General features: G+C 72.6%; 11 protein-coding genes. 4 read left to right on the plus strand and 7 right to left on the minus strand.

Annotated elements, in window-relative coordinates:
• Positions 1–66: 66 nt before the first annotated feature.
• Entirely contained in the window at positions 67–1,461 is a 1,395-nt protein-coding gene (locus ACFZBU_RS29085; protein WP_391586642.1) for an ATP-binding protein, read from the minus strand.
• Positions 1,458–2,159, minus strand: a complete 702-nt coding sequence (locus ACFZBU_RS29090; RefSeq protein WP_391586643.1) for a response regulator transcription factor — start codon at positions 2,157–2,159, stop codon at positions 1,458–1,460. The genes ACFZBU_RS29085 and ACFZBU_RS29090 overlap by 4 nt, the downstream gene beginning before the upstream one ends.
• Positions 2,160–2,224: 65 nt before the next feature.
• Between ACFZBU_RS29090 and ACFZBU_RS29095 the strand changes: the two genes are divergently transcribed.
• The 3 genes from ACFZBU_RS29095 (at position 2,225) to ACFZBU_RS29105 (ending at position 5,368) form a co-directional block, all read left to right on the plus strand.
• Positions 2,225–3,427 (plus strand): glycosyltransferase, encoded by a 1,203-nt coding sequence (locus ACFZBU_RS29095; protein ID WP_391586644.1) that lies wholly within the window; start codon positions 2,225–2,227, stop codon positions 3,425–3,427.
• Positions 3,428–3,432: 5 nt separating this feature from the next.
• Entirely contained in the window at positions 3,433–4,458 is a 1,026-nt protein-coding gene (locus tag ACFZBU_RS29100) for an SDR family NAD(P)-dependent oxidoreductase (RefSeq protein WP_391586869.1), read from the plus strand.
• Between the two features lie 355 nt (positions 4,459–4,813).
• A complete protein-coding gene (locus ACFZBU_RS29105; RefSeq protein WP_391586645.1) occupies positions 4,814–5,368 on the plus strand; it encodes a GNAT family N-acetyltransferase in 555 nt (184 codons plus the stop codon).
• On the opposite strand, the gene ACFZBU_RS29110 is transcribed toward ACFZBU_RS29105, so the two are convergent.
• Positions 5,365–6,225 (minus strand): carboxymuconolactone decarboxylase family protein, encoded by an 861-nt coding sequence (locus tag ACFZBU_RS29110; protein ID WP_391586646.1) that lies wholly within the window; start codon positions 6,223–6,225, stop codon positions 5,365–5,367. The genes ACFZBU_RS29105 and ACFZBU_RS29110 overlap by 4 nt on opposite strands.
• 1,931 nt (positions 6,226–8,156) lie before the next feature.
• On the opposite strand from ACFZBU_RS29110, the gene ACFZBU_RS29115 reads away from it, so the two are divergent.
• Complete coding sequence (locus ACFZBU_RS29115) at positions 8,157–9,095, plus strand: hypothetical protein (RefSeq protein WP_391586647.1); 939 nt, start codon at positions 8,157–8,159, stop codon at positions 9,093–9,095.
• Between the two features lie 45 nt (positions 9,096–9,140).
• Here the strand turns inward: ACFZBU_RS29115 and ACFZBU_RS29120 are convergent, their stop codons facing one another.
• The 4 genes from ACFZBU_RS29120 to ACFZBU_RS29135 all read right to left on the minus strand — a co-directional run.
• A complete protein-coding gene (locus tag ACFZBU_RS29120) occupies positions 9,141–10,052 on the minus strand; it encodes a DUF2797 domain-containing protein (protein ID WP_391586648.1) in 912 nt (303 codons plus the stop codon).
• Positions 10,053–10,278: 226 nt separating this feature from the next.
• Positions 10,279–11,868, minus strand: coding sequence for an acyl-CoA synthetase (locus ACFZBU_RS29125; protein WP_391586649.1), 1,590 nt, complete (start codon positions 11,866–11,868; stop codon positions 10,279–10,281).
• Positions 11,869–11,870: 2 nt separating this feature from the next.
• Positions 11,871–12,722 carry an SDR family oxidoreductase gene (locus tag ACFZBU_RS29130; RefSeq protein ID WP_391586650.1) on the minus strand — a complete coding sequence of 284 codons (852 nt, stop codon included), beginning with the start codon at positions 12,720–12,722 and terminating at the stop codon, positions 11,871–11,873.
• The coding region (locus ACFZBU_RS29135) for a nitroreductase family protein (protein ID WP_391586651.1) at positions 12,719–13,434 on the minus strand (716 nt) is incomplete at its 5' end. The genes ACFZBU_RS29135 and ACFZBU_RS29130, both read right to left, overlap by 4 nt.

Genomic DNA, 13,434 nt, shown 5'->3' on the forward strand with positions numbered 1-13,434 from the left:
GCGTCCGCCTCGCGCTCGGTGAGCCGGGGCGCGCGCGCTCCGGTCCCACGCGTGCGGGTGCGGCGGCTATCCGGTGTTCGGCGAACTCCCGCCCAAGGGGGCGTCGGCGAACCGCAGCCGGAACAGGGCGCCGCCGCCGGGCGCCGGCTCCGCGGTGAGCGTGGCGCCGTGTGCCTTGGCGATCTGCCGGGCCATCGCCAACCCGAGCCCGGAGCCGGGCAACGAACGCGCCGCGGAGGCGCGGTAGAAGCGGTCGAAGACGTACGGCAGGTCCTCGGCCGCGATGCCGGGGCCGTGGTCGCGCACGGTGAGTTCGAGGTCGGCCGCGAGCCGCACCTCGACCGGGCCGCCGGGCGGGCTGAACTTGGCCGCGTTGTCGAGCAGGTTCGACACCAGGCGGGCCAGCCGGGCGGGCACCCCCGGGACGGTCCGTTCGCCCGCGAGGTCGGCGAACTCGAAGGCCACCGCGGGCCAATGACCCCGCGCCGCCGCGACGCAGTGCCCGACCAGGGCGCCGGGGCGAACCTGCTCGACCAGCGGCTGCGGCTCCTCGTCCCGGGCCAGTTCGATCAGGTCGTTCACCAGGCCGGTCACCTCGCGCAGCTGCCGTTGCAGTCCGGCGCTCGCGCGGTCGCGCTGCTCCGCGGTCAACCGGTCGGCGCGGCCGAGCAGTTCGGCATTGGTGCGGAGTGCGGTCAGCGGGGTGCGCAGCTCGTGCGAGGCGTCCGCGACCAGTCGGCGCTGGGCGCTCACCGACTCCTCCAGCTCGCCGAGCATCGCGTTGAAACTCCCGGCCAGACTGGTCAGTTCGTCCTCCCGGCGGCCCGGCGGCACGTCGATCCGCAGGCTCGCGTCCCGGGTCGCCGCGATCTGCTTCGCGGTCGTGGTCAGCCGGGCGACCGGGGCCAGACCGGTCCGGGCCACCGCATAGCCCAGCCCGGCTGCGAGCAGCACGCCCGCCGCCGCGACCGTCGCCATCAGCTCGCCGGCCTGTCGCACGCCCTTGTCCACGACGTCCGAGCGCAGCGCCACCTGGACCGCTCTGCCCGGGCGGCCCTGGGTGGTCAACATCCGGGCCGGTCGGCCGCCGACGGTGATCTCGGTATAGAACGCCCGGCGCTCGCGGGCCGCCACCTCGCGCGTGGCCGGCTTCACCGGCAGCAGGTACGGCGCCGCGGGGTCCGCCCCGGGGTCGGCCGGCACGATCTGGGTGCACGGCGGTGCGGACAGGTAGGCGCATTCGCCCTGGAGCACCCCGGGCGGGTCGCTTCGATTCCGGAGCTGCACCTGGGTGGCCTGCTGGGTCAGGTTCAGTTCGAGCTGGTGGACCAGTTCGTACCGGATGATCGTGTACGCCGCCGCGCACACCCCGAGGGCGACCAGGGCCACCGCGCCGGTGCAGGCGAGCGCGAGGCGGGTGCGCAGCGGGCGGCGCCGGCGCCACCGCGCGTGCGCCCTCATGCCCGGTCCGGATCGCGGTCGAGCCGGTAGCCGACACCGTGCACGGTGTGCACCAGCCGCGGTTCGCCGCCCGCGTCGAGCTTGCGGCGCAGGTAGCCGATGTAGACCGCGAGCGAGTTGGAGTCGGGACCGAAGTCCGCACCCCACACCCGGTCCATGATCACCTCGCGCGGCAGCACCTGGCCCCGGTGCCGGAGCAGCAGTTCCAGGAGCGCGAACTCGGTACGGGAGAACTCCAGTGAACGACCGCCCCGGCGGCCGGTGCGGGTGAGCGGGTCCACGGTCAGGTCGCCGTAGGTGTAGGTGCGGTCCTCGGCGGGTTCGGGCGCGGCCCGGCGCAGCAGTGCACGCAGCCGGGCGGTCAGCTCGTCCAGCGCGAACGGCTTGACCAGGTAGTCGTCGGCGCCCGCGTCCAGCCCGTCCACCCGGTCGCTGACCGAATCGCGCGCGGTGAGCACCAGGATCGGCGTGCGGTCGCCGAGCGCGCGCAGCCGGCGGCATACCGCGAGGCCGTCCAGGACCGGCATCAGGATGTCGAGCACGATCGCGTCGGGCTGCCAGCCGGCCACCTCGCTCAGGGCCGCCGGGCCGTCGGCGGCGCCGCGCACGCGGTAGCCCTCGACGGCGAGGCCGTCCTCGACGGCGGCCCGCACTTCCGGGTCGTCGTCCACGACCAGCACCTTCGGCCCGTTGCTCATGGGGCCAAGGTTCTCAAAAGGGACGCTTAGAACTCTCTTATCCCGGGCCCCGAGGCTTCGGTGTCATGCGCTCAGGACATGCGGAACACCTCGACGACGTGCTCGGCGACCGGCCGCTCTCGGTGCTGATCGGGGCCGGCGGCACCGGCGGTCACATCTACCCGGGACTGGCCTTGGCGGACGCGTTGCGGCGCGCCGACCCGAGAGCGGTGATCTCGTTCGTGGGCACCGATCGCGGTCTGGAGACCCGGCTGATCCCGGCGGCGGGCTACCGGCTGCACACCGTGGACATGATCCCCTTCGACGCCGCGCTGGGTGCGCGCCGCTATCTGCTGCCGGCGGCGCTGCTGCGGTCCGGGGTGCGGTGCCGGGAGATCCTGCGGGCACAGGGCGCGCAGATCGCGGTCGGGATGGGCGGCTATCCCAGCGCGCCGGCGATCGTCGGCGCCCGTCTCGCCGGTCTGCCGAGCGTGGTGCACGAGTCCAACGCGGTGCCGGGGCGGGCCAACCGGTTCGCCGCCCGGCTGACGCCACACGTCGCCCTCGCCTTCGACCGCACCCGCGAGCACCTGCCGGCCGGGGTGCGGGCCGAGACCGTCGGCATGCCACTGGTCGGCGCGTTGGCCGGGCTGGACCGGGCCGCGCTGCGCCCGCAGGCGCGGGCCCGGCTCGGGGTGCCGCGCGGGGCACGGCTGGTCCTGGTCAACGGCGGCAGCCTGGGTGCGACCCGGCTGACCGAGGCCGCGGTCGCGCTGGCCGGCCGCTGGCGCGGGCGCGACGACGTCCGACTGCTGATCAAGACCGGTCCGGCCGCGTTCGAGGCGGTCCGGGCCGAGCTGGCGGGCAGCCCGGTGGCCGAGGCGGTCGCCTACCTGGACCGGATGGACCTCGCCTACGCCGCCGCCGACCTGGTGATCTGCCGGGCGGGTTCGGCCACCGTCGCCGAACTGGCCACGATCGGGGTGCCCGCCGTACTGGTGCCCTACCCGCACGCGCCGCACGACCACCAGACGCACAACGCCCGGGTGCTCTCCGACACCGGCGCGGGGCTGCTCGTACCGGATGCCGCCTGCACCGGCGACCACCTGGCCACGCTGCTCGAACCGCTGCTCGCCGACCCGTTGCGGCTCGCCGTGATGGCCCGCGCGAGCGAGCCGGGCGCACACGCGCACGCCGCGGACCGGCTCGCCGCCAAGGTGCTGCGCACGATCGGCCGCACCGCGCGTGCGGTCGCCGAACCCACCGACGAATCCCGGAGGATCGCATGACCACCATGACCACCACCCTCGCCCCGAACACCTCGGGCAGCTCCCCGGCCGACTGGACCGGCCGAACCGTGCTGGTCACCGGCGCGGAGGGCTTCATCGGCAGCACGCTCGTCGACCTGCTGCTCGAGCGCGGCGCCCGGGTGCGCGCGCTGGTGCACTACAAGCCGTACGCCGAACGCGGGCATCTCGCCGAGCATCTCGCCGACGACCGGGTCGAGATGCTCGCCGGCGACGTCCGTGACGCACACCGGGTGCTGGACGCGGTCGCGGGCTGCGACACGGTCTTCCACCTGGCCGCGCTGATCGGGATCCCGTACAGCTATCAGGCGCCGGAGGCGTACGTGCAGACCAACGTGGTCGGCACGCAGAACGTGGCCGCTGCCTGTGTACGGCACGGCGCCCGGCTCGTGCACACCTCCACGAGCGAGGTGTACGGCACCGCGATCACCGCACCCATCACCGAGAGCCACCCGCTCCAGCCGCAATCGCCCTACTCCGCCTCGAAGATCGGCGCGGACATGATGGCGCTCTCCTACCGGCACGCGTTCGAACTGCCGGTGTCGGTGGTACGGCCGTTCAACACCTACGGCCCGCGCCAGTCGGCACGCGCGGTGATCCCGACCATCCTGGCCCAGTTGCACGCGGGCGCTCGCGAGGTCCGGCTCGGCTCGCTCACCCCGACCCGGGACTTCACCTACGCGACCGACACCGCCGAGGGTTTCCTGGCGGTCGCGCTCGCCGACGCCACGCTGGGCGAGGTGATCAACCTGGGTACCGGCACCGAGGTCTCGATCGGCGAACTGGCCCGGGCGCTGATCGTGGCCTCCGGCCGGGACGCGGAGATCGTGGTCGACCCCACCCGCCTGCGCCCGACCGGCAGCGAGGTCGAACGCCTGCTCTCCGACAACACCAAGGCCCGCGAACTCGCCGGCTGGAAGCCCCGCGTCGACCTCTCCGAGGGCCTGCGCCGCACCTCCGCCTGGATCGAGGCCAACCCCGACTCCTTCGCCCCGAACCGCTACCAGGTCTGAACCGGGCCCGGAAGCACATGTCGGCGGCGTGGTGTCGGGCGGTCTGCGGGTGACTGGTGGGTCGAGGTGTACGCGTGGCGGCAAGGGCGCCGGGTCGCCGGTCGCTCGCTCATTCGTCGGGTGGGGCGCGGGTTCGCTGGGCCGCTTGCTCGCTCGTCGGGTGGGGCGCCGGGTCGCTGGTCCGCTTGCTCGTCGGCTCGCTCGCCGATCGCTCGCTCGTCGGCCGATCGCCGCCCGACCGCCGGCCCGGGGCGGGCGTGTTCGGGTGTTCAGTAGGCTCGGAGACCGACATCGGCGAAGTGAATCGAACCCGAATCGATCGCAAGCAATCCGAACCGATCCGAACGGCATGCGCGTGGCACCTGCACCTCGTATCACGGTCGTCGAGACCGCACGACTGGTTCTGACTCGGCCCCACCCCGAGGACGCGGCGGCGGTGTTCGCGGTGCACGGGGATCCGGAGACCAACCGGTACAACCCGCACGGACCGATGCGGTCGGCCGAGGAGGGGGTCGCGTTCCTCGACTCGATGATCGAGGACTGGGAACGGGACGGGATCGGCTACTGCGCGGTCGCACCGCGTGCGGATCCGGCCGGGGTGTTCGGCTTCGCCGGGACGCAGTTGACCCGGCGGCTGCGACCGGACGGCATACCGGTGTTCAACCTCTACTACCGTTTCGCGCCGATCGCGTGGGGCCGGGGCCTGGCCCGCGAGGCGGTCGACGCCACCGTCGACCTGGCCCGCCGGACGCTCCCGACGATGCCGATCGTCGCGGTGATCGACGCCGCCAACGTGCCGTCCCTGACCCTGGCCCGCCGGGTCGGTTTCCGGGCAAGCGACGCGTTCGTGGACCGCGAGGGCCGCGACGTGTACATGCTGCCGCAGGACCGCGCGGCGGACACGGACTAGGCCGCCGAGTCGGCGGCGGTCCGCTCGGCGGCGGCCCGCTCGGCGAACACGGCGCGGGCGACCGTGATGCCGTTCAGCGCGGCGGGGAAGCCCGCGTAGCCGACCATCTGGGTGATCGTCTCGACCACCTCCTCCTCGGTGCCGCCGACGTTGAGCAGGGCGTGGATGTGCACCGCGAGCTGCGGCGCGGCCGTCCCGAGCGCGGTGCACAGCGCGACCGTGGCGAGTTCGCGGGTCTTCAGGTCCAGGCCGGTGCGCGAGTACACGTCGCCGAACGCGAATTCGAGCACGTAGCGGCCCAGGTCCGGGGCGATGTCCCGAAGCGATGCGATGACCTGTTCGCCGGCGTGGCCGTCGATCTCGGTGAGCGCGGCCAGACCGCGGCGGTAACGCTCGGCGGTGGTCTCCGCCGGTGCCGGCGCGGGAACCTCGTCCGGCGTGGCCTCGGCCGCCGCCGGATGGGCCTCGAAGACCTCGCGCGCCGCGGTCAGGCCGTTGAGCGCGGCCGGGAAACCGGCGTACACGCAGACGTGGATCAGGGTCTCCACGATCTCGCGCCGAGTACAGCCGACGTTGAGCGCGCCGGCCAGATGGAAACGCAGCTGCGGCGCTGCGTGACCGATCGCGGCCAGGGCCGCGACGTTGGCCAACTGCCGCTGCCGGAGCGTGAGTCCGGGGCGCGAGTAGATGTCGCCGTAACCGAACTCGACGGTGTACCGGGCCAGATCGGGAGCGATGTCGGCGAGGCTTTCGAGCACGGCGGGCCGATCGGTACCGGCAACCTGCCGCAGTACGGCAAGGCCGCGCTCGTAGCGGTCGTCCTGGGCGATGGTGGCGGTGTCGAGTGCGTTGTTCATGACCGGGACCCTACGAGTTGGAGTGAACTCGAAGTCAAGGACACCAAGCCGTGCCGCGGTGCGGCGGCACGGCGACGCGGCGGTGGGTGGTGCGTGGTGCGGTGCGTGCTGCGTGGTGCTGTGCGGTGCGGTGCGGTGCGTGCTGCGTGGTGCGGTGGGCGGTGCGGTGCGCGGCGCGCGGTGCGCGGCGCGCGGTGCGTCTCGAGTCGGGGTGCGTTTCGGGGCGCGTTCGTGTTTCCGGCGGCGGTGGGGGTTTGGTGGGCTTGGGCGCGGGTGGCTTTGTGCTAACCGGTCGGCGTGGCCTGGTGGAGATGGGCCCGGTCCCGGGGTCACCGGCGGTCAGGAGCCTTGGGTTTCCCGGCGAGATGCGGGTGTTGCCTGCGGGAAAGGCGCTGGCAACGGCGGAGCGGGAGGGCGGCCCGGTGGGGTTCGCCGGGGGACCTTCCCGAGTGGGTCGGGTCGCTCTTGGCATGCGGTCGCGACTTGGTCGGGTCGGGCGCGGGTGGCTCTGTGCTAACCGGTCGGCGTGGCCTGGTGGAGATGGGCCCGGTCCCACGGTCACCGGCGGTCAGGAGCCCTGGGATCCCCGGCGAGACACAGGCCTCGCCTGCGGGAAAGGCGCTGGCAACGGCGGAGCGGGAGGGCAGCCCGGTGGGGTCCGCCGGGGAGCCTTCCCGAGTGGGTCGGGTGTTTTCGGCGTGCGGTGGGCATTCGGTGGCGAGGGGGAGTGGGTTGGGGAGTGGGCAGTTTCGGTCGCCGGAGTGCGAAACCCCGCCCTCGACAGGTGCTTTCACCGGTCGGTGATGCAAAACCGCAGGTCGGCGGAAGGTCGCGGGCTCGAATGCGTCTCGGGATCCGGATCGGGATCCGTCAGGCCCCCGAAGGAGTCTCCTCCCGGCCGACCCGACCCACCCGGGAGGGTCCCCGGCGAACCTTTCGGGAGGTCGGCGGGGTGGAGAACACTCCCCTGGGGCTGGCAGGGTCTCGATCCGAATCGCGGAACCGCTCCGGGCGCACCGATTTCCGCTGACCTGCGGTTTTGCGAGGCAGCACGGCGAAAGTGCCTGTCGCGGGCGGGGTTTCGCACTCCGGCGACCGAAACCGCCCACTCCCCGCCCCACTCTCCACGGCTCTCGCCACCGAACACCCACCGCATACCGCGAGCGCCCGGCCCACTCGGGAAGGCTCCCCGGCGAACCTCACCGGGCCGCCCTCCCGCTCCGCCGTTGCCAGCGCCTTTCTCCGCAGGCAACACCCGTGTCTCGCCGGAGAACCCGGGGCTCCTGACCGCCGGTGACCCTGGGACCGGGCCGATCTCCGCCCGACCACGCCGACCGGTTAGCACAGAGCCACCCGCGCCCGACCCGACCAAGGTGCACCGCACGCCGAGAGCACCCCGCCCATCCAGGAAGGTCAACCGGCGGACCTGACGAAAGCACCCACCCACCCACCACCAACCAACCACCAGCCAACCCACCGCCATCGCCGACGTCTTCCCGCAGGTGACACCCACCTCCCGTCGGGGAACGACCCCGTGTCCGTTAAAGGGGGTGTCCAGGACGGAAACGATCCGGCCGTCGGGCCGACGGGTTGCGTCCGGGAACGTGATGTGCCGCCGCGGCGACCGGACTGTCGGTTGGGGTGGATACCCTTCCCGGGTGTCCAAGAATCGGGGGGACCGGGACGCTGGCGATGGCCGCGACCGGATGGATGAACAGTCGGGTGGTCCGTCGGGTGGGGCCGATGCGAACGATCCGTTTGCCGGGTACGTGTTCGACGAGGAGTTCGTCAAGGGCGCGACCCGAACGGAAGGTTCCGCGCGGGCACGGATGTTGGCCCGTCGGTGGGCGAACGAGCCGCCGCAGCAGCAGCCTTGGCGGTCCGATGGGCCCGGGGTGCGCCGCCGGCGGCCTCGACTCAAGACGGTCGTGGTGACCGTTGCGGTGCTGGCTCTGGTGGCCTTCGCCGCCGCTCCGAACCGGGTGTTCGGCTGGTTCACCGCATCGAACACGGCCACCGCGGACGACCCGATGGTGCAGCCGCCGGTGGCCGGAGTCGCCACCTCCGTGCCGTCGGTGGCGGCGGAACAGCGGGGCGTGGGCCCGGACACGCCGACCCGGAAGAACCCGTTCGCCGGGTCGCCGGCGATCAACTACGCGGACAACGAGGCGGGCCTGTCCATGCCCGAGGCCAAGGCCGTGCCCGGGTATTCCGTCGCCGAGGTCGCCGAGGCCCTGGACCTGACCCGCCGGTTGCTGATCGCGGGCAACCTGGACCGCGACGTGCTCGCGGGTGCCCGCCCGGCCGGCGTGCTCGCCCTGCTGGATCCGTCCGACGAGCTCGTCGCCCGGATCGAGAATTCGGTGACCGCGACCCGGTGGGATGCGGACGGGGACAACCCGAAGGCGTGGATGACCAGGTTCGACCCCACGGACGTCGAGCCGGTCGGCTCGGTGGTCAAGGTCAACGGGATCACGAGCTACGACACCGACCGCGAGGGCATGCTGACGGTGCACACCGACTACTCGTTCGTCTACCCGGTGGCCAAGACCGGCAGCGGAGCCGGTGCGAGCGTCACCCGCTCGGTGGTTCGCCGGGTAGTGGACACCAAGGTCTACCGAGGGCCTCGCTATCGGTCGACCGCGCGCGGCCGGATCGCCATGGCGAGGTTCGACTACGAGATCTCGAACAGTTCGTGCACCCGGATGGACGGCTTCGTGCGTCCACAGTTCCCGGCGGACCGCATATCCACCGGCCCGCCCACCACCGGCGCGCCCACCGCCCCGGCAACGGTGGACCCGTACAACCGCAGTAGGCCCATCGACGAGGGAGCGGCGCCGGGCACCTGTCCGGTCGTATCCCGCATCTGACACCTCGAACCGGCGGGGGATGCACCTTCCATCCGTCGGCCGGCCTCAGAACAGCCCTTCCTGCACCGATCCGTCCGGCGCCCGGCCCGTTTCCAAGGGCTTGACGGTGATGCCTCGGATGCTGCCCCGGGCCGGGGTCAACTGCCAGCCGGTGAGCAGCCGCAGGTCGACGAACAGCGGCCCCGTGTCCGTGGTGATCAGTGCGTCGTGCCCCGCGACGCACGTGAACTCGCCGTGCAGCAGCGCATCCTGGGCGAGCCCGGCAACCTGATCCCGGGTCGGTGGCGGCGGGTCGGTCAGGCCGTAGAACCGGGTCAGGTCCTGGATGTCGCACGGCGCCGGGGTCAGCGTGTCGGGCAGAAGTCGGGTCAACCGCGCGTGCGCGTCGGCGAGTTCGGCCGGCGGCCCGGGTACGCGGGTGCGCCACCAGGCCGCCGCCTTGGCCTTGTGCGGTATGCGCTCCCGGACCGTGCCGGTGGCCGAGCACGCGCGCTCGGTGTTGCGGATGGGCACCAGCGGGCCGTGCGCGAGCCAGGTGAACATCGGCGCACCCTGATCGGCGAGTCGGGCCGCGCGGCGCTCGGTGGCGGTGAGGCCGACCTTGACCAGTCCGGGCCCGAACCACGCGAGGTAGAGCGAGAACGGCCGCGGATCGTCCATCGCCTGGTCACGCGCGAGTTTGCGTCCCGGATCGGCCAGCGCACACGCATCGCACTGCGCCCGCGGAGCCGTCGCCGGCAGCGGCGCAAGCACGGGACACGGCACCCGCCGCCCGCCCTTGCGCCGAATCCCGACACACGTACGCGGCCCGGACAGCCGCCACCCCGCGGTGGTACCGGGAGTGAGCACCTGGAGCGACTCCTCATCGGCCGCATCGATCGACACCAGATGCGGCCGACCCTCACGCCAACGGATCCCGGTGGCAAGCAGCCCGATTCGCTGATGAGGCACGGTCATACGCCCACGATAAGCGACCCCACCCCCACGCCCCGCCCGCCCCCGAGCGCGTCGGCACGCCCGAGCGCCCGGGAGCGTGTCGGCACCCCCGAGCGCGTCGGCGCCCCCGAGCACCCCCGAGCGCGTCGCCCCCCGACCCGGCGCCACCCCGGCAGTCACCCCAGCCGCGTCGGCGCCCTCGACCCGGCCCGCCCCTCACTTCCCGCGCGCAACCGACGCCCGCCCCTCACTTCCCGCCCGCGACCGACGCTCCCACCGCCGTCTCCTTCGCCCACCGGTAGTCGGGCTTCCCCGCCGGGGTTCGGGGTACCTCGGCGACCGTGACCAGGTCACGCGGGATCTTGTACCCGGCCAATTGCTCCCGGGCATGCTCGGCCACGTCCTCCGTGGAGAGCGTGTGGCCCGGGCGCAGCGAGACGACCGCGGCCACCCGCTCGCCGAAGCGGGGGTCCGGGACGCCGACCACGACCGCGTCGTATACCGCCGGGTGCGCCTTGAGTACGCCCTCGACCTCTTCCGGGAAAACCTTCTCGCCGCCGGTGTTGATGCACACCGAGCCGCGGCCGAGCAGGGTCACGTCGCCGTCGTCCTCGACCCGGGCGAAGTCGCCGGGGATGACCCAGCGCACACCGTCCGGGTCGATGTGGAAGGTCTCCGCGGTCTTGACCGGGTCCTTGTAGTAGCCGATCGGGATGTACCCGGTCCGGGCGATCCGGCCGCTCTCGCCCGCGCCCACCGGGCGCAGGTCCTCGCCGAGCACCGCGGTCTTGGGCTTGAGCGGGAAACGGCCGCCGGGGGTCTGTGAGCTGCCCGCGCCGAACTCCGAGGCACCGAAGCTGTCGGCGATGTAGAGGCCGGGGATCAGCCGGGTGAGCTGGGCCTTGACCGACGGGGAGAGCAGCGCGCCGCCGGAACCGATCACCTTGAGCGTTTCCACGCGGTGCTCGCCGCTCTCCAACGCGTCCGCGATCGGGCGCGCCATCGCGTCGCCGACCAGCATCATCGTCACGCAGCCCTCACGTTCGACGATGCGCAGGATCTCGGCCGGGTCGTAGCGCAGGCCGGTCCACATCACCGCGGTGCCCGCGCTGAACAGGGTGATCCAGGTCACCCACTGGCCGTTGCCGTGCATCAGCGGTGTGGTCAACATCTGGACCAGCGGGGCGCCCTCGGCCTTGGCGGCGAGCAGTTCGGGATCCGCGATCGGTTCGCCGCCGAAGTTCCCGCCGCCCATCGCCGAGCAGAAGATGTCGTGCGAGCGCCACTCGACGCCCTTGGGGAAGCCGGTGGTCCCGCCGGTGTAGACCATGTACCGGTCCTCGGGAGAGCGCTGCTCGAAGTCGCGAGCACCGCTCTCGGCCGCGAGCGCCGCTTCGTAGTCGATGCTCCCGTCGAGCTTCTCGTCGAACTCGTCCGCGAGCACGAACACGTGCGCGAGTGCCGGCGCGCCGGAACGCACCGCCGCGACCTTGGGCAGGTAACCGCTCTCGACGACCAGCCCGGCCAGGTCCGCGTTGTCGACGATGTAGCGCAGCTCGTCCTCGACGTACCGGTAGTTGATGTTGATCGGCACCATCCGCGCCTTGAACGCGCCGATCATCGCCTCCAGCCACTCGGCCCGGTTGCGCGAGTAGATGCCCACGTGGTCGCCGGTCGCCAGCCCCGCCGAGACGAACGCGTGCGCGACCCGGTTGGCCCGCTCGTCCAGTTCGCGGTAGGTCAGTCGCACCTCGCCCGCGACCAGCGCGAGCCGATCCGGACAGGCGTCCACCACGACCTCGAACAGGTCCGCCAGGTTGAATACCCGCTGGGTCATTGTCAGTTCCCTTCCGCGACGATGCCGCGCAGGCCGTCGGCGCCGAAGACCGGCTCCAGGAAGGCCCGGAAGTCCGGACCCCGGCGCAGGTGGTGTCCGCCGTCCACGTTGATGTTCTGGCCGGTGATCCAGGTCGATTCCGGGCCGACCAGGAAGGCCGCGAGGGCGGCGATGTCGTCGGCTCGGCCGACCCGCCCGAGTGGCGTGCACTCCAGGTAGTCGTCCAGGACCGGGCCGCCCCGGGTGACCGCGTCGACCATCTCGGTGGCCACCAGGCCGGGCAGGATGCTGTTCACCCGGACACCGCTCGCGCCGAGTTCGTCGGCGGCGAGCCGGACCAGGTGGTCGATGCCGGCCTTGCTCACGCCGTACGCGCCGAACCAGCGATGCGTCGTCGAGGAGGCGATCGAGGAGATCGCCACGAACGAGCCGCCGCCGGCCGCCGCCATCAGCCGGGCCGTGTGCTTGAGCACGAGCATCGTGCCGGTCAGGTTCAGCTCGACCGTCTCGCGCCACTTGGCGGTGTCGATCGAAGTCAGCGGCCCCATAGTGGAGTTGCCACCCGCCGAGGCGACCACCGCACGCAGCGGCCCGAGTTCGGCCGCACGCGCCACCGCCGCCCGGACCTGGTCCTCGTCGGTCACGTCGGTCACCGCGTACGCGATGCGCGCGCCGTTCGCCGCGTCCTTCTCCAACTCGGCCACCGCGCCGCGCAGTCGGTCCGCACTGCGGCCCGCGATCAGCACGTGCGCACCGTCCGCGGCGAACCGCCGGGCGCAACCCAGCCCGATTCCGCTGCCTCCTCCGGTCACCAGGGCCACCGTGTCCCGCAGCGGCAGGTCGGCACGTGTCACCGGGCATCTCCTTCGAACGTGGTGGGCACGTACGCCGCACCCTCGGCAGGCCACAACGGCGCCGGCACCTCGAACCCGATCGGCGCGCCCCAGGTGTTGCGATACGCCACCTCGTGCACCGGCGTCCTGGGCGCCACGCCCCACGTGCCTGTCGGGTAGCCGAACGACACGCAGCACGCCATGTGCCAACCTTCGCCGGCCGGCACCCCGAGCACCTCCAGCACCGCGTCCCGATGCGAGATGCCCAGCACCGCGGTCAACGCGGTGCCCACTCCCTCGGCGCGCGCGGCCAGCATCGCGCTCCACACCGCCGGGAAGATCGAGCCGCCGGTCGGATCGTGTCGGGTGAAGCCGAACATGAACAGCGGCACCTGCTCGAAGTTGTCCGCGAGCCACTGCGACGAGCGCCGCACCCGGACGAAGGACCGGCTCTCCGCACTGTCCGGATCCGCCTCGGCGGCGGCCACGCGCGACGCGTACACGGTCTTCCACAGGCTGTCCATCGCTTCGCGGTACAGCGGGCCGAGCCGGCCCTTGACGCCCGGGTCGTCCACCAGCAGGAAGCGCCAGCCCTGGGAATTGCCGCCGCTGGGCGCGCGTACCGCCGCGTCCAGGATCCGGGCCTGCACGTCGGGCGGGATCGGATCCGGCCCGACCCGGCGCATTGCGCGCGTGGTGTACAGCGCCTCGTGAAGTTCCATACGATCCCCTG

It is taken from the genome of Embleya sp. NPDC008237 (assembly GCF_042956465.1).
GTDB lineage: Bacteria > Actinomycetota > Actinomycetes > Streptomycetales > Streptomycetaceae > Embleya.

Coding starts and splice junctions, on each gene's coding strand:
- ACFZBU_RS29100 (WP_391586869.1), top strand. CDS start 3,433: ATGACCACCACCCTCGCCCCGAACACCTCGGGCAGCTCCCCGGCCGAC.
- ACFZBU_RS29085 (WP_391586642.1), bottom strand. CDS start 1,461: ATGAGGGCGCACGCGCGGTGGCGCCGGCGCCGCCCGCTGCGCACCCGC.
- ACFZBU_RS29090 (WP_391586643.1), bottom strand. CDS start 2,159: ATGAGCAACGGGCCGAAGGTGCTGGTCGTGGACGACGACCCGGAAGTG.
- ACFZBU_RS29110 (WP_391586646.1), bottom strand. CDS start 6,225: ATGAACAACGCACTCGACACCGCCACCATCGCCCAGGACGACCGCTAC.
- ACFZBU_RS29125 (WP_391586649.1), bottom strand. CDS start 11,868: ATGACCCAGCGGGTATTCAACCTGGCGGACCTGTTCGAGGTCGTGGTG.
- ACFZBU_RS29095 (WP_391586644.1), top strand. CDS start 2,225: ATGCGCTCAGGACATGCGGAACACCTCGACGACGTGCTCGGCGACCGG.
- ACFZBU_RS29120 (WP_391586648.1), bottom strand. CDS start 10,052: ATGACCGTGCCTCATCAGCGAATCGGGCTGCTTGCCACCGGGATCCGT.